General features: G+C 66.9%; 11 protein-coding genes. 8 read left to right on the forward strand and 3 right to left on the reverse strand.

What is annotated here, in order from left to right; genetic code table 11:
* The 3 genes from ABZS29_RS30845 (at position 1) to ABZS29_RS30855 (ending at position 7,845) form a co-directional block, all read left to right on the forward strand.
* Positions 1-6,711, forward strand: a complete 6,711-nt coding sequence (locus ABZS29_RS30845; protein WP_355467186.1) for a polymorphic toxin-type HINT domain-containing protein — start codon at positions 1-3, stop codon at positions 6,709-6,711.
* A complete protein-coding gene (locus tag ABZS29_RS30850; RefSeq protein ID WP_355467188.1) occupies positions 6,708-7,187 on the forward strand; it encodes a hypothetical protein in 480 nt (159 codons plus the stop codon). Before ABZS29_RS30845 ends, ABZS29_RS30850 begins: the two co-directional genes overlap by 4 nt.
* Before the next feature lie 157 nt (positions 7,188-7,344).
* Positions 7,345-7,845 carry a hypothetical protein gene (locus tag ABZS29_RS30855; RefSeq protein WP_355467190.1) on the forward strand — a complete coding sequence of 167 codons (501 nt, stop codon included), beginning with the start codon at positions 7,345-7,347 and terminating at the stop codon, positions 7,843-7,845.
* Between the two features lie 166 nt (positions 7,846-8,011).
* On the opposite strand, the gene ABZS29_RS30860 is transcribed toward ABZS29_RS30855, so the two are convergent.
* Positions 8,012-8,512 (reverse strand): DUF402 domain-containing protein, encoded by a 501-nt coding sequence (locus ABZS29_RS30860; protein WP_355467192.1) that lies wholly within the window; start codon positions 8,510-8,512, stop codon positions 8,012-8,014.
* Between the two features lie 148 nt (positions 8,513-8,660).
* Between ABZS29_RS30860 and dxs the strand changes: the two genes are divergently transcribed.
* The 5 genes from dxs (at position 8,661) to ABZS29_RS30885 (ending at position 16,273) form a co-directional block, all read left to right on the forward strand.
* Positions 8,661-10,544 carry a 1-deoxy-D-xylulose-5-phosphate synthase gene (dxs, locus tag ABZS29_RS30865; protein WP_355467194.1) on the forward strand — a complete coding sequence of 628 codons (1,884 nt, stop codon included), beginning with the start codon at positions 8,661-8,663 and terminating at the stop codon, positions 10,542-10,544.
* 13 nt (positions 10,545-10,557) lie between these two features.
* Entirely contained in the window at positions 10,558-11,895 is a 1,338-nt protein-coding gene (locus tag ABZS29_RS30870; RefSeq protein WP_355467196.1) for a hypothetical protein, read from the forward strand.
* Between the two features lie 83 nt (positions 11,896-11,978).
* The gene (locus ABZS29_RS30875) at positions 11,979-13,343 is read left to right on the forward strand and encodes a hypothetical protein (protein WP_355467198.1); all 1,365 of its coding nucleotides are present in this window, start codon (positions 11,979-11,981) and stop codon (positions 13,341-13,343) included.
* An 85-nt stretch (positions 13,344-13,428) separates the two neighbouring features.
* A complete protein-coding gene (locus ABZS29_RS30880) occupies positions 13,429-14,910 on the forward strand; it encodes an amino acid permease (protein WP_355467200.1) in 1,482 nt (493 codons plus the stop codon).
* Between the two features lie 58 nt (positions 14,911-14,968).
* Positions 14,969-16,273 carry a hypothetical protein gene (locus ABZS29_RS30885; protein WP_355467202.1) on the forward strand — a complete coding sequence of 435 codons (1,305 nt, stop codon included), beginning with the start codon at positions 14,969-14,971 and terminating at the stop codon, positions 16,271-16,273.
* Here the strand turns inward: ABZS29_RS30885 and ABZS29_RS30890 are convergent.
* Entirely contained in the window at positions 16,263-18,392 is a 2,130-nt protein-coding gene (locus ABZS29_RS30890; RefSeq protein WP_355467204.1) for a 3-hydroxyacyl-CoA dehydrogenase NAD-binding domain-containing protein, read from the reverse strand. The genes ABZS29_RS30885 and ABZS29_RS30890 overlap by 11 nt on opposite strands.
* Positions 18,389-19,588 carry a thiolase family protein gene (locus tag ABZS29_RS30895; RefSeq protein ID WP_355467206.1) on the reverse strand — a complete coding sequence of 400 codons (1,200 nt, stop codon included), beginning with the start codon at positions 19,586-19,588 and terminating at the stop codon, positions 18,389-18,391. Before ABZS29_RS30895 ends, ABZS29_RS30890 begins: the two co-directional genes overlap by 4 nt.
* Between the last annotated feature and the right edge of the window lie 184 nt (positions 19,589-19,772).

A 19,772-nucleotide genomic window follows, 5' to 3' on the forward strand; every position in this document is an offset into this window, starting at 1 on the left:
ATGAAGTTCAGCGCAGTGCGCTCCCGGCGTTCTTGGACGTTTGCGGCCGCGCTCACAGCTGGCGCTGTGCTGGTCTCGGGCCTGCAGCCCGGAGCAGCGCCGACCGCGGCCGCCAGTTCGGTCCTCCCGCCGCTGCCGAGGGCTCGCGATGTCGATGCCCGTCCGCTCGATCCAGCGAAGGTTCAGCGGGCGGCGGCCGAGCGCGCCGAGGCCGAGCGTCAGTCAGCGTCGATCCCGGCGCCGGCATGGCCGGCCGCTTCCGAACAAGTTCTTTCCACGACGGCCACAGCTGAGCATTCGACCTTTGGCGTCGGCACTCCGCCCTCGGCCAAGGGCCGCGGAGCGGCGGCCGTACCCAGGGCGGTCCGCCTGCGCGTGTTCGACCATGCGAAGGCCGAGCAGGCCGGCATCGACGGCGTACTGCTCACTGCATCGCGCGCAGACAGCCGACTGGAAAAGGGCACCACGCAGGTCCAGATCGACTACTCCAAGTTCGCGAACGCTTACGGCGGTGACTGGCGCACCCGGCTCAAGCTGGTCGCTCTTCCGGCTTGTGCGCTCACCACGCCCCAGAAGGCCGGATGCCTGACGCAGACCGAGCTCGGTTCGACCAACGATCTGCGGCAGCAGACGTTGTCGGCACCGGTTGCCCTCGACTCGAACGCGCGGCTCCTCGCCGTCACTGCTGCGTCGGAGTCCACCGCCGGCGACTACACGGCGACCAGCCTGGCGGCCGCCTCGAGTTGGGCAGCAGGCGGATCGAGTGGCGACTTCACCTGGTCCTATCCGCTGCGGGTCCCGCCTGCGACCGGAGGTCCGTCGCCCAGTCTGTCGTTCTCGTACTCCGCCCAGTCGGTGGACGGCCGGACCGTTGCCTCGAACAATCAGCCGTCCTGGGTCGGCGAAGGCTTCGAGCTCAGCGAGTCGTACGTCGAGCGCAGGTACGCGAGCTGTGACGACGAGGGGCATGCCGGAAAGTACGACCTGTGCTGGAAGTACGACAACGCCACCCTCGTGATGAACGGCAAGTCGAACGAGTTGGTGAAGTCGGGGAGCGGCTGGAAGCTGAAGGACGAAGACGGCTCCATGGTCGAGAAGGTCGTCTCTCCGGACAACCCCGACAACAACAAGGAAGTCTGGAAGGTCACCACTCAGGACGGAACGCAGTACTTCTTCGGCCAGAACATCGTGCCCGGCGTGACGACGCCGACGAACTCGGTGTTCACGGTTCCCGTCTCCGGCGACACGTCCGGCGAAGAGTGCTACAACGCGACCTTCGCGAGCTCCTTCTGTGACCAGGCCTGGCGCTGGAACCTCGACTACGTCGTCGACCCGCACGGCAACGCGATGACGATGTGGTACGCCAAGGAGACGAACTACTACGCGAAGAACGGCTCGGCGACGGCCAATGCCGCGTACACACGGGGCGGCTACCTGACGTCGATCAAGTACGGCCAGCGGTCGACGGCCCTGGCCACCACCGCGCCGATGCAGGTCGTCTTCGGCACCCAGGAGCGCTGCCTGTCCAACTGCAGCTCGTTCACGAGTACGACGAAAGCGAACTGGCCGGACGTCCCGTTCGACCAGATCTGCGCGTCGGGGGCAGCCTGCAGCAAGCCGGCACCGACGTTCTTTACGCGTCGTCGCCTGGAGACGATCACGACGCAGGTACTGAAAGGAACGACGTACGCGAACGTCGACCGCTGGCAGACGGCGGTCGACTTTCCGGACCCGGGCGACTCCTTCTCGGGCAAGGCTTTGTGGCTGCAGTCGATCACGCACACAGGCTTGGCTGCCGCAGGCGAGACTCCCGCGGCTCCGCTGAAGGTCACCTTCGGGAAGTCCCCGCTCGCCAACCGTGTCGATGACAACGGCGACGGCAGCGACGGCCTCCCGCCGATGACCAAGCTGCGCGTCGGCAACATCTGGACCGAGACCGGAGCGCAGATCACCGTCAACTACTCGGGACCGGAGTGCATCCAGAAGACGAATATGCCCGCGTCCCACGACCGGAACAGCCTGCGCTGCTACCCGGTCAAGTGGACCCCGCCGAAGGAGACGGAGCGAGACGACTGGTTCCACCGGTACGTCGTCAACCAGGTGCGTGTCAACGACCTGACCGGCAACGCGGATGCCTTGGTCACGAACTACACCTACTCGGGCGGCGCTGCCTGGCACTACCAGGAGAACGCCTTCATTCCCAAGAAGAAGCGGGATTGGGCAGAGTGGCGCGGCTACAAGACCGTGACGGTCAGCCAAGGCGATCCAGCCCAGCCGGGTCCGCAGTCCCGTCAGGTGACGACGTACTTCCGAGGCATGAACGGCGACAAGCTGGCTGCCGGCGGGACCAAATCCGAAACCGTCGCCGACACGGCAGGCGGGACTCGCGCCGACGTACCCGCGCTGGCCGGGCAGGTGCGCGAGAGCATCACGTTCCAGGCAGCAGGCAGCAACACCGAGGTCTCGGGCGAGATCACTGACTACTGGGTGAAGCCGACAGCAACTCAACAGGTCGAAGGCGCCGGAACGGAGACGACCTCCGACGACTTGATCCTGACAGCAGGATTCGTGCGTCCGTCGGCCACCCAGAGCCGAACCGCACGCGACGCCGGCCGACCGGACCTGATTCGCACGGTCTCGACGACGTACGACGACACCACAGGTCTGCCGGTGAAGAGCCAGGATGCGGGCGACTCCGCGAAGGTCGACGAGACCTGCACACTCACCAGTTACGCCTCGAACGCGGCCAAGGGGCTGATCGCGTACCCGTCCCGAATCGTCACCTCAAAGGGGCTCTGCGATGCCGGGTCGGACACCCCAGGGGCCGATCGGGTCCTGTCGGACGTCCGGACGATGTATGACGGTGGTGCCTTCGGTGCAGCGCCGACTCTGGGTGAGGTCAGTTCGACGCAGCGGCTGAGCAGCTACAGCTCGACCGGGGTGGCCCAGTACTCGCCCACGATGACCACGACGTACGACGACCTCGGTCGACCACTGTCGACGACCGACGCGCTCGGCCGCGTGACCAGCACGTCGTACACGCCGGCGGGGCAAGGCGCGCTGACGGAGACCGCCGTGCAGACACCGGCCATCTCCGGCACAAACACGACAAGGTTGAAAACGACGACGTCGTACCTGCCTGAATGGGGACTCCCGGCTCGAGTCACCGACCCGAACCTGAAGGTCACCGAGCTCGGCTATGACGCGATGGGCCGGCTGACCGGCGTCTGGCTGCCGAACCGCTCCAAGAGCAAGCCTGAAAGCCCCAACACCAAGTACAGCTACAACCTGTCCGCGACTGCACCTTCATCGGTCCGGACCGACACCCTGAACATCACCGCCAACGGCTACAACACAAGCTACGCGCTCTTCGACTCGCTGCTCCGTGCGAAGCAGACACAGATGCCCGCGGCCAACGGCGGCCGGATCCTCAGTGAGTCGAAGTACAACTCCCGCGGTCAGGTCGTCATCGAGAACCGCGACATGTGGGACGACGACTCCGAGCCGACTGGCACCTTCGTGTCGGTCGATGACGCGTCCGCGCCTGCCGAAACGGAGTCCACGTACGACGGAGTCGGCCGGGTCACCGCATCGACGTTCGCGGTCTACGCCCAGAACAAATGGACGACTCGGAAGGTCTACGGCGGTGACACGGTCACCACCCTGCCGCCGGCCGGAGCGCCCGCGACCGCTGAGATCTCGGATGCGCGTGGTCAGATTGTCGAGCGGCGTGAGTACGACTCGAACGTCGTCACGTCCGGGTTCATCCCGACGAACTACACGTATGACCTCGCGGGCCGGCTGACCAAACTGGTCAGTGGTGGATCGACCTGGACGTATTCGTACGACCTGTTCGGCCGGAAGGTGGGAACCACGGATCCCGACGCGGGCGCATCAACGTATGGGTACGACGAGGTCGACCGGATGGTGTCGACGACGAATGCGAAGCAGGAGACCCTGCTGACGACGTACGACAATCTGGACCGCAAGGTCACCCTGCATCAAGGGGCCAAGACCGACGCCAACCTGCTGGCCAGTTGGTTGTACGACGGATCGGGCAACCTGGGACAGGTGCTCGGGTCGATCCGCTACACGGCGGGTAAGACCGGGCCCCAGTACAAGAACCTCATCGTCTCGCGGAACCTCCTCTACAACCCCATCTCGACGAGCGTCGTCATCCCGGCCACAGAGGGCGACGAGCTCAAGGGTTCGTACACGACGAACACCACCTATTCGCCAGACGACCGGACGCCGAGCTCCTACTACCTGCCCGGCGGCGGCCCGATCGCGACCGAGACGGTCAAGTACACCTACACACGGCTGGGTCAACCGTCGTCACTCATCGGTGGCTACGGCACCTACGCGAAGAATGTGAAGTACACCGAGCTGGGTGATCCGGAGGCGTACGACCTCGGCGACGATCAGGATCTCGTGATCCAGCAACCGCTCGAGGTCGGCACCCGCCGTCTCCTGCAGATCTGGGTCGCTCAAGGAGACACGATCCATTCACAGCGCCGGTTCAGCTACGACCCGGCAGGCAACCTGCTGAAAGACGACAACACCGTCGCACCCGATGTCCAATGCTTCGACTACGACGGCCACCGCCGCCTGACGGGTGCCTGGACCCCTGCGAGCGGCAACTGCGATATGTCTCCCACCGTCTCGAGCCTGGGCGGCGCCGCGCCGTACTGGCAGTCGTGGTCGTACAACACCAACGGATCGCGGAAGACCGAGGTCAATCACACATCCGCCGGCGACACCACCGCGACCTACACCTACGCGGCCACCCAGGATCACGCGGTCTCGAAAGTTGCGACCACCGGAGCCGCGGCCCAGCCCGAGGCAAACTACACCTACGACAACGCCGGCAACACCGCCACGCGCCCAGGCCCCGACAGCCAGCAGCACTCACTCAACTGGAACTCCGAGGGCAAACTCAGCAAGCTCTCCAGCCAGACGGGCGACACCAACTACATCTACGACGCCGAGGGGAACCTCCTCCTCCGCAAGTCCCCGAAGGAGACCACCCTCTACGTTGGCTCCCTCGAGGTCACCGTCGACTCAAGCTCGAGCGTCAAGGCCGTATCGGCCAAACGCACCTACTCGATCGGCGGCAAGGACGTCGCAGTCCGCTCCAATGTCGACAAAATCGACTGGCTGGCGACCGACTACCACAACACCTCACAACTAACCCTGACCAACGACACCCACACCCCCACCGCGCGTTACGCCACCCCCTTCGGGGCCGCGCGCGGTCCAATCCCCACCGCATGGCCCGACACCCACAACTTCCTGGGCAAGCCCGAGGACAAAACAACAGGCCTGACCCACATCGGCGCCCGCGAATACGACCCGACGCTCGGCCACTTCATCAGCGTCGACCCGGTCCTCGAACCCGCAACGCCGCAATCCCTGGTGGGCTACGCCTACGCGAACAACAACCCGACCTCCTTCAGCGACGCCACCGGCCTCTGCGCCCTCGGCGAAGGCGAGACCCGGTGCGGCTCCCACCCCACGCCGACTCCTCCGGCCGACACCTCCGATGACACGCCGACGCCAGTGAGTCCGTCGAACACGAACCAAGGCGACTCGGGCGGCTCGGATCATCGCGAGCATGGATTCGGCGGCAGGGATGGCCACGCCTTCGGCGTCCTGAAGGGGTTCGGTAAGACCGCCCTTGCACAGGTCAAGGGGATTATTCCGGCCGCGCGGGCTGAAGTTGGCAGGGATTACAACTGTGTGAATGGCGTCCTGGAGGAGTGTCTGAACTGGGTGCTCAGCCTCAACCCGGCACAGGCGATGGCAGACGGCCTCATTTCCGCCGGGCAGGGGGTTTGGCGGGATGCTTCCGGTGGGCGGCCCGGCGAAGCTGTTGGAACGGTCGGGTTCTATGGAGCCGAGATATTGCTGGCCCGCAAGGTCCCGCTGGCAAGGAAGTTCTGTAGCTTCGCAGGATCGACCGAGGTCCTCATGGCGGATGGCACTCGCAAACCCATCAAGGAAGTCAAACCCGGTGACGAGGTTCTGGCGAAGGACCCGGAGACCGGAAGGCGTGGCACGAAGACAGTCCTGCGGACCTGGGTCCACGACGACACGGTCATGGACCTGGTTCTCGACGGCGGAAAGCTCACCACGACCGAAGACCACCCATTCTGGTCAGTCACAGATGGCCGCTTTGAGCGTGCAGACGACCTAGCGCCAGGTGAGCTCGTCCTCAGCGTGGGCAACCGACCGGTTCGTGTCTTGGGCCTCGTGCCACGAACCGCGCATCGTGCCGCAGCCTATAACCTCTCAGTGGCAGACATCCATACATACTATGTGATAGCGGGCAAGGTGCCCGTCCTGGTCCATAATGATGGTGGGCCGGGTGAAGGTCAGATTTACCTCTGGCGAGGAGTTACTGATAAAGAACTGGCGGACATATCAGCGAATAGGTCGTGGAATAGTCCTTCTGGAGTCAAGTACTTCTCCTTCACCGAGAGAGGCGCCTCTGAATATGCCCGCCGGGCGTACGCGGCATTCCCAGGAGATAGCCCCTACACCATGATTCGCACGACAGTGAAGATTGCAGATCTGCCCGAGAAGGCGTACATGCCTCACACTGCCGACGTTATTGACAGTGGTGTCGCTCTTAGGAACCATGAACTGAAGATCCTAGGCCGGCCGTCGATCATGACAAAGATGAGTATTGGTGGCGTGATGTGTAAATGAGGTACGTAATTGCGGCATCCACTGAACGCATGGTGGAAACCTGCAGGCAAGGATTGCGGGATCTTTCAAATGTCGAGTTCCGTGTCGGGTCGGTGCCGGAGACAGGCAAAGACTGCGATGCTGCCATTCTGAGTTCGCCGCTAGCTCATGAGCGTTACGGCGGCATCCCGCGGATGGGGGTCGCGCAGGTCTTGGCGAACACGCGCGGCGACGGGGCGCCTGGCATTATTCTGGCCACACCTCTGAGCCCTGTCTCAGCGGTAGGAGTTACTGCGGGACGCCTGGAGGTCGAGGAGCATGTGGTTTATGTGCTCAGTGCATGCCTCGAAGCATTTCTGAACCAGTATTCTGAATGCAACAACGAATCTTCAGTCTTGATTCATCTTGAAGCGGCCGCTATTGATCAGAGAGATCTTTCCGCGCCGATCAGAGGAATCCGAAGAGTGCTGTCGAGGTCAGCTGTCAACGACGAGTAGGTTGGCTGCCGGAGTGGGTTCCGGCATGGTCGAACAGGTCGATCTTTTATGCAAGGGAGTGGAGCGGTTGACCGTTGACGACGACTCGCTGGGACCTGCTCTTCTGGAGGTCAAGGAGCTTGTATGCGATGGCTGGTAGCGAGGTCAAGGGGCGCTGATGGAGTACGTGAAAGTCTTCCGGGCGGATGAGCGAGATGCTCCGGTCATCGTGGATCCCGAGCCGTACTTGGTCGAGTTGCCCCGTCTGGCTGAGCGGTTGCCCAGTGGTGCGCGTGCTTTTGTGACGGAGCCTGGGCACTACGACTTCGGCAGCCTGCGGTGTGTCAAGGATCTGCAGTTTGCGGAGCTGGTGACCAAGGAAGCGGGTCGTGCGCAGGTCGAAATTCTTCTGACCCTTCGCGGGAGCAAGTGGAAGCATTCCGACGATCTGGTGCTTCGGTATGTGGATGTTGTTCAGATTCGTGCGGAGGTCACTCCGTTGTCGAAATATGCTCGGGTCTGGCCCGCGAGTCGCCGCTTCGGGGATCTGCAGTTGGACGAGATCCTCCCGACAGACGTCGGCTGTTCACATGAGCTGAAGCTGACTGGCGGCGTGATCTTCGTCGAGAGCGCCGACCTGATCGCCGAGTGGCATGCGTTTGATCCGGCGGAGCGGTAGACCTGGTCGAGATCATGGCCGTTGCAGGAAGGTGCAAGTTTGCTGTTAGGGGTGGAACAAGTACGGAGGGTGGTTGAGGATGGGTGGGTCGCGCTCCGAGAGGGCGTGAGTTGATCGGCCCTTGTCGGCTCAGGGGGGCTCCTAGCCGGCGGGGGCCGGTTGCTGTCTAGAGGGACTTGAGGGCGGCGAGGTAGGGCTTGTAGGCGGTGGTGAAGGGTTCGGCGGTGGGGATGTTGGCGGCTAGCCAGGTGCAGGTGGCACGGGCGGTGGCGGTCACCTGCGGGGGGTAGTTGTACTTGACCCGGTGCAGCTCGAACTCGTCTTCGTCCATGACCCGCACGGCGCCCGTGCGGAGCAGGCGGATGTCGAGGTCGAGGTCGACGAGGGTGACGGTGTCGACGCCGAAGACGGCGGGCATGGTGACGTCGCAGTAGATGTGGGTGGGGTGGGGGAGGTCGTTGAAGAGGGCGGACCACCATTGGCCGCGGGGGAAGAGGCGGACGCGGTGGTGGTCGACGGTGATCCAGGTGCCGTTCGCGCGGCGGGCGCGCTGGCCGGGGAGGGAGCCGACCCAGAGGCCGTGTTCGTCTTCGCCGAGGTGGACGGCCTCCATCAGGCGGTGCGGGGTGCCGTCGTACTTGGTGAACAGGGTGGTCACCTGGTGCATGCGGTCACTGTAGGGGAGACCCCGAACCAATCACTGGCAGTGAGCGTCTCAGGCAGTGAGATTCACCGCACGTGCGCTCCGGGTTCGGATTCGCCGGGGCGGAGTGCATAGACTCAAGCATTCGAGGAAGACCTGCGGAAGGGGCTCGATGCGCGTGCTGGAGACGGTCGGCGGTCCGGCGGATCTGAAGAAGCTGACGCCGGGGGAGCTCACCGATCTCGCGACGGAGATCCGGGACGTGCTGGTGGAGACCGTGTCGCGGACGGGCGGTCACCTCGGGCCCAATCTGGGCATGGTGGAGATCACGCTGGCGATGCACCGCGTGTTCGACTCGCCGACGGACCGGCTGATCTACGACACCGGCCACCAGACGTACGTGCACAAGCTGCTGACCGGCCGGGCGCCGAAGTTCGACAGCCTGCGGCAGGAGGGTGGCCTGAGCGGCTACCCGAGCCAGGCCGAGTCCGAGCACGACATCGTGGAGAACAGCCACGCCAGCACCAGCCTGTCGTACGCCGACGGCCTGGCCAAGGCGTACCGGTTGCGCAAGGAGAACCGGCACGTGGTCGCGCTGATCGGCGACGGCGGCCTGACCGGCGGGATGGCGTGGGAAGCGCTGAACAACATCGCCGCCGAGAAGGACCTGAAGCTGGTCATCATCGTCAACGACAACGGCCGGTCGTACAGCCCGACCGTCGGCGGGCTGGCGACGCACCTGACCGCGCTGCGCACGAACCCGCGGTACGAGAAGATCCTCGACCTGATCAAGAAGAACCTCGGCCGCACGCCGTACGTCGGCCCGCCGATGTACGAGGTGCTGCACGGCGTGAAGAAGGGGCTGAAGGACATGCTCGCCCCGCAGGGCATGTTCGAGGACCTCGGCCTCAAGTACGTCGGCCCTGTCGACGGTCACGACCGCGAGGCGATGGAGGACGCGCTGCACAAGGCGAAGGCGTTCGGGGGCCCGGTGATCGTCCACGCGGTCACCCAGAAGGGCTTCGGGTACGCCGCGGCCGTGGCGGACGAGGAGGACAACTTCCACCAGGTCCGCCCGCCGAACAAGCCGCGCGGCTGGACGGACGTGTTCGCCGAGGAGCTGGTGCAGATCGGTCACCGCCGGCCGGACGTGGTCGCGATCACCGCCGCGATGCTGAACCCGACCGGGCTGAACGAGTTCGCCAAGGTCTTCCCGGACCGGACGTTCGACGTCGGGATCGCCGAGCAGCACGCGGTCACCAGTGCCGCCGGGCTCGCGATGGGCGGGATGCACCCGGTGGTCGGGCTGTACGCGACGTTCCTCAACCGGGCCTTCGACCAGCTGTTGCTCGATGTCGCGCTGCACAAGTGCGGCGTGACGTTCGTGCTCGACCGCGCCGGGGTGACCGGTGACGACGGCGCGAGTCACAACGGCATGTGGGACATGTCGATCGTCCAGGTGGTGCCGGGCCTCCGGCTGGCCGCGCCGCGGGACAGCACCCGCCTGGTCGAGCTGCTGAACGAGGCAGTCGAGGTGAGCGACGCCCCGACCGTGGTGCGCTTCGCCAAGGGCGAGGTGTTCCCGGACATCGACCCGATCGACAAGGTCGGCGGGCTCGACGTGCTGCACCGCTCCGGCACCGACGTTCTGGTGGTTGGGATCGGCTCGATGGCCGCCACGGCGATGGACGTCGCGCAGCGGCTGCAGGCGCAGGGGATCGGCGTCACCGTGGTCGACCCGCGCTGGGTGAAGCCGGTCGATCCGAAGCTCGTCGAGCTGGCGCCGAAGTTCAAGCTGGTCGTGACCGTCGAGGACAACGGCCGCGCCGGTGGCTGCGGCGCGATGATCGCCCAGGCCTTCCGTGACCACAACATCGGGACGCCGGTGCGTGACTTCGGCATCCCGCAGCAGTTCTTGGAGCATGCGAAGCGTGCGGCGGTGTTGCAGCAGATCGGCCTCACCGGCCAGCAGATCGCGCGGGACGTCATCGAGACGATCGCGCAGCTGGGCGAGGAGATCGGCGAGCCGGCGACCGGTCGCCCAGGCGGAGCCTGAGCAGGCGGCCTGAGTGGGCCGCCACGCGGCACCCGCACGGCGTCGGGCGGCGGGACGAGCTCGTACGCCGCTCTGGCCGTTCCTGCTGTCGTTCGTGCTGGTCGCGGCGGCGATCGGCGGCGGCCTGGCGCTGCACCAGTCGACCACCCAGGCCGAGCAGCCGTCGGCGACCGGCCCGAAGACGCCGGACATCGATCTGGTCGCGCGCGCCGCGGCCGTCGACAAGGTTCTGAAGCGCCGCGCCCAGGCGGTTCTGACCGATGACGAGGCCGCCTTTCTCGCCGATGTCGATCCGGCCAACCAGGCCCTGATCGCGCGGCAGCGCATGCTGTTCGTCAACCTGACGCAGTTCGGCTTCGCGAAGCTCGCGTACCAGCAGCTCTCCCAGCAGTACGACGACGCCGTGGCCCGCAAGCACGGCCCCTCGACGTACATCGTGGCGATCGCGATGACGTACCAGATCCGCGGTATCGACACCGTTCCGATCCGCTCGATGCTCGGCTACACGTTCAGCGAGCGCACTGCCGGCCGTTGGACGCTCGTCTCCGACCGAGACATCGACAAGCGCTTGCCCCGGGGATCGCACGAGGAGGCTTGGGACACCGGCGAAGTGCTGGTCAAACGCGCCGCACGGGTGCTTGTGGTGGTCGAGAAGGGCCAGCAGCAGCTGGCGAGCAGGCTCACCGGGATCGCGACCAGCGCGGTGAAGGCGGTCAGCAAGAGCTGGCCGGGCGGCTGGACCGGTTCCGGGGTGGTGATCGCGCTCGACGACAAGATCGTCCGCGGCGCCGACTACACCGTCCCGAAGAACGCCGAGGACGCGCTCGCGATGGCGACCTGGGTCTACCGGACGCTGCCCGGCGAGGTCAGCGGCGCCGGTGAGCGCGCCGACTCGTACGTCGTGATCAATCCACGCAACCGCGACCGCATCGACGCCCGCACCCTCGCGCACGAGTTCACCCACGTGGCCACCGCCCCGTACGGCGCCTATGCGCCGCGGTGGCTGGTCGAGGGCGCCGCGACGTACGTCGAGTTCCTGCCGATGGACGGCGCGCAGGACCTCGCACTGCCGAAGTACCGGCAGGAGGTCCGGACGAAGTACCTGGCGAAGGCGAAGAGCCTGCCGGCCGATGCGGTCTTCTTCCAGCACGCCGACAGCTCGTACCCGCTGTCGTGGCTCGCCGTCGACTACTTGTTCGAGCGGTTCGGCGGTACCGAGGTCGCGACGCTCTACCAGGAGCTGGCCGCGCTTGGCTCGAGCCAGGCGGAGCGGGACCGGATCATGACCGAGCACCTCGGGCTCAGCGAGACTGCCCTGTTCCGGGCGTTGAGGGCCGCCGCGAACTCCTGACCGGCGTGTCGGTGGTGGAATCCGGCGGAACGAGTAAGGTGGCCGGGCTGTAGACAGACGTGTACTCGGAGGAACGTCCCTACGTGAGTGCGACCATCCCTAGCGCCCCGCCGCCAGGCGCTCCGGCAGGTCCCGGCCGATGGCTGGGGTTACTGCTGGCGGTAGCGCTCGTGTCCGGCGGTGTGGTCTATGCCGTCGACGAGCGGTCCGAGGACGCCCGGGCCCGGGTGGCGGCCGCCGCTGCCGCCAACCCCACCAGTACGCCGCGCACGCCGTCGAAGGCCGCGATCGCGGCGACCGCCCGCCGGGTGGCGATCGACACGATCCTGATCCGCCGCGCGCAGGCCGTCCAGACCGGGAACCTGACGCTGTTCCTCAAGGACCTCGATCCGTCGAACACCAAGCTGATCGCCCGGCAGAAGGTGCTGTTCGCGAACCTGGTCGAGATGGGCTTCGCCGAGCTCGGGTACAGCCAGGCCGAGGAACGCTTCGACCCGGCGGTCGTCAAGGCGCGCGGACGAGCGACGTACCTGGTCCGGATCCTGATGCGGTACCAGATCCCGAAGGTCGACGTCGCGCCGGCGACGACCGAGCTCGGCTACACGTTCATCAGCCGGGCCGGCCGCTGGGTGCTGACCGATGACGACGATCTGGACAAGGACCTTGGGCCCGGCGCCCATCGCGAAGCCTGGGACCTGGGCCGGATCGAGGTGCTGCGCGGACCGCGCGTCCTGGTGGTGGTCGAGAAGGGTGACCACGTCCGCGGCCGGGCGATCCTGAACGAGGCGGCCGAGGGTCTGGTCGAGGTGCACGACTACTGGCCGCGCCGCTGGCGTGGTTCGGCCCTCATCATCGCCCTCGACGACACCGAGGTCCGCGACGCGCGGTTCGCCGACGAGGACGTCGAGTCCGCGGCGAGCGCCGGGTCGACGTTCTCGTCGCTGCCCGGTCAGGACACGGCCGACGGGACCGTGGCCGGCGCCTACATCGTGATCAACCCCAACCAGCGCGATCAGGTCGACGAGATCCTGCTCTCGCACGAGCTCACCCATGTGGCGACCGCCGACCTCGGCGGGTACGAGCCGCTGTGGCTGGCCGAGGGCGCCGCGGAGTACGTCTCCTGGCGCGGCATCGAGGCGCTCGGCGGTGGTCCTGGCGAGGTCGCGAAGTGGGAGCAGGAGGTCATCGACCAGGCGCTGCCGGCGCTGCACTCGCTGCCGACCGATGCCGGCTTCTACGAGAGTTCCGCCGACGTGTACGGCGTGAGCTGGCTGGCCGTCCGCTACCTGGTGCAGCGGATCGGTCTGGACGCGGTCGAGGAGCTTTACGAGGACATGGCTGCCCACGGCACCGATCAGGTATCGCGCGACCGCATCCTGCTCAGCCGTAGCGGTCTCACCGAGGTCACGTTATGGACATCTTTACAGACGTACCGGCCACAACGCTGAGTGCCGAATTGACCTCGCGGTGTCAGAGGGGCAGGCTCGGAGAGTTCCGTCCCGTCCTTTTCAGGACGCTGTCGAGGAGGCGCAGATGAGTCTTGTGCGGAAGAAGACGATCGAACAGTCGATCGCCGACACCGACGAGCCGGAGTACCAGCTCAAGAAACGCCTCACCGCCTTGGACCTGACGGTCTTCGGTATCGGCGTCATCATCGGCGCCGGCATCTTCACCCTCACCGGCCGGGCCGCCAAGGCCTACGCCGGCCCGGGAATCGCCCTGTCCTTCGTGCTGGCCGCGGTCTGCTGCGCGCTGGCCGCGCTGTGCTACGCCGAGTTCTCCTCGACCGTCCCGGTGTCGGGATCGGCGTACACGTTCTCGTACTTCTCCCTCGGTGAGATCTTCGCCTGGATCATCGGCTGGGACCTGTTGCTCGAGTTGATGCTCGGGGCAAGCGTCGTCGCGCAGGGCTGGTCGACGTACGCCGCCTTGTTCCTGGAACAGATCGGCTTGGGCTGGCCCGAGTCGATCGGGCCGGACAGTCACGTGAACGTGCTGGCGATGCTGCTGGTGCTGGTCCTGGCGACGCTGGCGACGATCGGCATCAAGGAGTCGCTGCGGGTCAACCTGGTGCTGGTCGCGATCAAGCTGTTCGTGGTGCTGTTCGTGATCGTCGCCGGCCTGTTCTACATCAAGGGCTCGAACCTGACCCCGTTCATCCCGCCGAGCGTGCCGGCCGCAAGCGGTGACGTGACGATCACGACGCCGTTGTTCCAGGCCCTGTTCGGGTTCACCCCGTCGACGTACGGGGTGATGGGGCTGGTCTCCGGTGCGTCGCTGGTGTTCTTCGCGTTCATCGGGTTCGACGTGGTCGCCACCACCGCCGAGGAGGCGAACAACCCGCAGCGCGACCTGCCGCGCGGCATCATCGGTTCGCTGGCGATCTGCACCGTCCTGTACGTCGCGGTCTGCATCGTGATCACCGGCATGGTGAAGTACACCGACATCAGCGGTGAGGCCGCGCTGGCCGAGGCGTTCCGGTCGGTCGGCCGGGGCGGGTTCGCGACGCTGATCTCGGCGGGTGCGGTGGCCGGTCTGACCACCGTCGTACTGACGCTGATGATCGGTGCGGCGCGGGTCGTGTTCGCGATGAGCCGCGACCACCTGATGCCGCGTCAGCTCGGCAAGACGCACCCGAAGTGGGGTACGCCGTACCGGTTGACGATCGGGATCGGGATCGTCGTCGCGATCGTGGCCGGTGTGACGCCGATCGGCAAGCTGGAAGAGATGGTGAACATCGGCACGCTGGCCGCGTTCACCCTGGTCTCGATCGCGGTGCCGCTGCTGCGCAAGAGCCGGCCCGACATCAAGCGCTCGTTCCGGGTGCCGGGCAACCCGGTGATCCCGATCCTGGCGGCGGTGATCTGCGTCTACCTGATGCTGAACCTGTCCCTGGAGACCTGGCTGCGGTTCGCGATCTGGATGGTGCTCGGCTTCGTGATCTACGCGCTCTACGGCTATCGCAAGAGCCGGGTCGGCATCGAGCAGAAGACCGGCCAGCAGATCAAGGCCTGAAGTCCCCCGAAGGTCGGCTGCCGGTAGGATCAGCCGACCTTCGGAGGGGGACACCGGAATGAAGCACAAGAAGCGCCTGGTCGCGGGCGTTGCCGCGCTGGCGGTGGCGTCGGCCGCAGGCGTGGCCGTCGTATGGAACCGGCAGAGCGGAGCGGTGGCGCCGCCCGGTGCCGTGGCGGTGGCCGCGGAGGCGACCGCGACGCCTGCGGAGCTGACCGATGCGCTGAAGAAGGTACGCAGGACCGAGGTCGACGCGCTCCTCGCGACCCGGGCGACCGCGGTCCTGAAGGGCGATCTGCGGGGCTTCCTGGCCGCCGTCGACCCCAAGCAGCCGAAGCTGGTCGCCCGGCAGAGGATGCTGTTCACCAACCTGCAGAAGTTCGGTCTGCGGCAGCTGGCCTACACGGTCGCCGAGGAGCGGCACTCGCCGGAGGTGGCCCAGAAGTTCGGCGCCACGGGGTTCCGGACCCGCGTGATGATGCGGTACCAGCTGACCGGCCTGGACCCGAAGCCGGTGCGGACCGACCTCGGCTACACCTTCGTGAAGCGCGATGGTCGCTGGATCCTGGTCGAGGACAACGCGATCGACACCGAACTGAGCCGGGACGGCCACCGGCAGCCGTGGGACTACCAGGAGGTCGCGGTCGTCCGCAACGGCAAGGTCGTCGTCGTGGTGGACAAGCGGGAGCTCGCGCTCGGCCAGAAGATCGCGAAGATCTCGAAGGCCTCGGTCGACGGTGTCCGGCGGCACTGGGCGGGCGGCTGGGACGGCTCGGTGATGGTGGTCGCGATGCCGGAGGCGCGGGTGCTCTCGGTGTTGTGGGTGTCCGGCAACGGCCGCGGCTGGACGATCGCGGGCACCGCGGTTCCGACGTACGACGAGGACCCGGTCAGCCCGGGCCGGACCGCGGCGGTGAGTACCCGGATCGTGATCAACCCGCAGGTCCGCAAGGGGCTCACCAAGGACCTGCTGGTGCACGAGATGACGCACGCGGCGACGCAACGAGTCGGCCGGCAGGGGCCGATGTGGCTGGTCGAGGGGTTCGCGGAGTATGTGCGGTGCGCGGTGATCGAGGACGATCCGCACTGGACGGTCGATCCGTACCGCAAGCGGGTGCGCACGACGCTGGCCTCGATGAAGGCACTGCCGGGCCCTGCCGAGTTCGCCGCGGCCGGAGACCGCTCGTACGGCCAGAGCTGGTGGGTCCTGGAGTACCTGGTCGACCGGCTGGGCGAGAAGAAGGTCGCCGCCCTGTACGCCGACCTGGCCGCGCACGCGACCGGGGCCGACGCCATCCTGAAGAAGCACACGCAGATGACGCCGGCCCAGTTGCTCGCGGCCGTCAGGAAGTTCAGAGGCTAGCGACGCCCCGCGGCAGACTAGCCAGTCCCGCCGGGAGGAAGGGGCTACCGTTCACCTTCTCGGCGATGCCGGACCGGTCCAGGTACGGCGTGATCCCGCCGAGGTGGAACGGCCAGCCGGCGCCGAGCAGCAGGCACAGGTCGATGTCCTGCGCCTCGGCCACGACACCCTCGTCGAGCATGATCTTGATCTCCTCGGCGAGTGCGGTGAGCACGCGCGTGCGGAGCTCGTCGGCGGTCGACGGCTTGTCGCCGACGGTGACGAGCGCCTCGATCTCCGGGGCGACGACCGGCTTGCCCTCGGGCCAGACGTAGAACGACGGCTTGCCGGCGGCAACGACCTTGGCGAGGTTCTCCGACACCTGGAACCGGTCCGGGTAGGCCCGGTTCATGGTCTCGGCGACGTGCAGCGCGACCGGGAGACCGACCAGCTGCAGCAGCACGAACGGCGGCATCGGCAGACCGAGCGCCGAGAGTGCCTTGTCCGCCTCGGGAATCGGGGTGCCCTCGTCGACCGCCGCGCTGACCTCACCGAGGAAGCGCGTCAGCAGCCGGTTCACCACGAAGGCCGGGGCGTCCTTGACCAGCACGCAGGACTTCTTCAGCTTCTTGCCGACCGCGAACGCGGTGGCCAGCGTCGCGTCGTCGGTCTGCGCGGCGCGGATGATCTCCAGCAGCGGCAGCACGGCGACCGGGTTGAAGAAGTGGAACCCGACCACGCGCTCCGGGTGCTCCAGGTCGGCCGCCATCTCGGTGATCGACAGCGACGAGGTGTTGGTCGCGAGGATAGCGTCCGGCCGGACGATCTTCTCCAGGTCGGCGAAGATCGTCTTCTTCAGCTGCAGCTCCTCGAAGACGGCCTCGATCACGAAGTCGGCGTCGGCGAAGACCGAGCGGTCCACCGAACCGGTGACGAGTGCCTTCAGCTGGTTCGCCTTGTCGGGGTTGATCCGGCCCTTGCCGAGCAGCTTGTCGATCTCACCGTGCACGTAGCCGACACCGCGGTCGACCCGCTCCTGGTCGAGGTCGGTCAGCACGACCGGGACCTCGAGCCGGCGGGCGAACAGCAGCGCCAGCTGGCCTGCCATCAGGCCCGCGCCGACGACGCCGACCTTCGACACCGGGCGCGCCAGCGACTTGTCCGGCGCACCGGCCGGCCGCTTGGCCCGCTTGTTGACCAGGTCGAAGGCGTAGAGGCCGCTGCGCAGCTCCTCGCTCATGATCAGGTCGGCGAGCGCCTCGTCCTCGGCCGCGAAGCCGCGGTCGCGGTCGTTGTCCTTGGCCGCCGCGATCAGGTCCAGCGCCCGGTACGGCGCGGGGGCCGCGCCACTCACCTTGACGTCGGCAAATCCCTTGCCGCGGGCAACTGCTGCGTCCCAGGCCTCGCCGCGGTCGATCTCCGGCCGCTCGACGACGATCTCGCCGGTCAGCACCTTCGACGCCCACAGCAGCGACTGCTCGAGGAAGTCGGCCGAGTCCAGCAGGACGTCACCGATCCCGAGCTTGACCGCCTCCGGGCCGCTGAGCATCTTGTTCTGGTTCAGCGCGTTCTCGACGACGACCTTGACGGCCTTGTCGGCCCCGATCAGGTTCGGCAGCAGGAAGTTGCCGCCCCAGCCCGGGATCAGGCCGAGGAAGACCTCGGGCGTCGACAGCATCCCGGCCGCGACCGAGACGGTCCGGTACGTCGCGTGCAGCGCGACCTCGAGACCGCCGCCGAGCGCGACGCCGTTCACGAACGCGAACGACGGCTTGCCGCCGTCCACCAGCTTGCGCATCACGCCGTGCCCGATCTTGCCGAGCGCCAGCGCCTGCTCGCGCCCGGCCAGCTTCGGTACGCCGGTCAGATCGGCGCCGGCCGCGAGGATGAACGGCTTGCCGGTGACGCCGATCGCGACGACCTCGTCACGGGCCAGTGCCGCGTCGATGGCGGCGTTCAGCGAGCCGAGGCCCTTCGGGCCGAAGGTGTTCGGCTTGGTGTGGTCGTGCCCGTTGTCGAGCGTGATGAGGGCGAGCGTGCCCGCCTTGTTCGGCAGGACGACGTCCCGGGAGTGCGCCAGCGTGACGACCTCGTCGGTCGAGAGTTCGGATGCGCTGTCGATCAGTTCCTGCAAGCTCATGCGGCTGCGCCTTCCCAGTTCGGGTTCTCCCAGATGACCGTTCCACCCATGCCGAGGCCGACGCACATCGTGGTCAGGCCGTAGCGCACCTCGGGCTTGAGCTCGAACTGCTTGGCCAGCTGCGTCATCAGCCGGATGCCGGAGGAGGCGAGCGGGTGGCCGTAGGCGATCGCGCCGCCGTACGGGTTGACCCGCGGGTCGTCGTCGGCGATGCCGTAGTGCTCGAGGAACGCCAGCACCTGCACGGCGAACGCCTCGTTCACCTCGAAGGCCTGGATGTCGTCGATGGTCAGGCCGGCCAGCTTCAGCGCCTTCTCGGTCGCCGGCACCGGGCCGAAGCCCATCACCTCGGGCTCGACGCCGACGAAGCCGTACGAGACCAGCTTCATCTTCGGCTTCAGGCCCAGCTCCGCGGCCGCCTCGGCCGAGGTGAGCAGCGCCGCGGTGGCGCCGTCGTTGACGCCGGAGGAGTTGCCGGCCGTCACCCGGCCGTGCGGGCGGAACGGCGTCTTGAGCTTGGCCAGGTCCTCCAGCGTGGTGCCCGGGCGCATCGGCTCGTCGGTGGTCGCGAGGCCCCAGCCGAGCTCGGCCGAGCGGATCGCGATCGGGACCAGGTCCGGCTGGATCAGGTCGTTCGCGTACGCCTTGGCGGCGCGCTCCTGGGACAGGACGGCGAAGGCGTCGGTCCGCGCCTTCGTGATGGAGGGGTACCGGTCGTGCAGGTTCTCGGCGGTCGACCCCATCACCAGCGCGCTGGTGTCGACGAGCTTCTCGGAGATGATCCGCGGGTTCGGGTCGACGCCCTCGCCCATCGGGTGCCGGCCCATGTGCTCGACACCGCCGGCCACGACCACGTCGTACGCGCCGTAGGCGATACCGGAGGCGAGCGTGGTGACGGCGGTCATCGCGCCGGCGCACATCCGGTCGATCGCGTAGCCCGGGGTGGTGTTCGGCAGACCGGCCAGCAAGGCGGCGGTCCGGCCGATGGTCAGACCCTGGTCACCGATCTGGGTGGTGGCCGCGATCGCGACCTCCTCGACCTTCTCCGGGGGCAGCGCCGGATTACGGCGCAGCAGCTCCCGGATGCACTTGATCACCAAGTCGTCGGCGCGGGTTTCGGCGTACTGGCCCTTGGCCTTGCCGAACGGGGTGCGAACGCCGTCGACGAACACGACATCGCGGATCTCACGGGGCACGAGGGCGCTCCTCTGGGGTTGGGAAAGCTACCCCTAGGCTACCCGTGAGTAACAGAACAGCCCAACCGCCACGCGTTGTGCGGCTGCTCACACAGGCGCATGCTGAGACGACAGGTACTTATCGGGAGCTGTTCAATGAACAACTTTGATCTCTCAGTCCCGGTTCTGAGCCGGGGGAAGCATC

The organism is Kribbella sp. NPDC005582 (genome assembly GCF_040605415.1).
In the GTDB taxonomy this organism is placed as follows: Bacteria; Actinomycetota; Actinomycetes; order Propionibacteriales; family Kribbellaceae; genus Kribbella.

What these genes read in the sequence shown, in the direction of transcription:
- ABZS29_RS30855 (WP_355467190.1), top strand. Translation starts at nt 7,345, where the DNA reads ATGGAGTACGTGAAAGTCTTCCGGGCGGATGAGCGAGATGCTCCGGTC.
- ABZS29_RS30885 (WP_355467202.1), top strand. Translation starts at nt 14,969, where the DNA reads ATGAAGCACAAGAAGCGCCTGGTCGCGGGCGTTGCCGCGCTGGCGGTG.
- dxs (WP_355467194.1), top strand. Translation starts at nt 8,661, where the DNA reads ATGCGCGTGCTGGAGACGGTCGGCGGTCCGGCGGATCTGAAGAAGCTG.
- ABZS29_RS30860 (WP_355467192.1), bottom strand. Translation starts at nt 8,512, where the DNA reads ATGCACCAGGTGACCACCCTGTTCACCAAGTACGACGGCACCCCGCAC.
- ABZS29_RS30880 (WP_355467200.1), top strand. Translation starts at nt 13,429, where the DNA reads ATGAGTCTTGTGCGGAAGAAGACGATCGAACAGTCGATCGCCGACACC.
- ABZS29_RS30890 (WP_355467204.1), bottom strand. Translation starts at nt 18,392, where the DNA reads ATGAGCTTGCAGGAACTGATCGACAGCGCATCCGAACTCTCGACCGAC.
- ABZS29_RS30850 (WP_355467188.1), top strand. Translation starts at nt 6,708, where the DNA reads ATGAGGTACGTAATTGCGGCATCCACTGAACGCATGGTGGAAACCTGC.
- ABZS29_RS30845 (WP_355467186.1), top strand. Translation starts at nt 1, where the DNA reads ATGAAGTTCAGCGCAGTGCGCTCCCGGCGTTCTTGGACGTTTGCGGCC.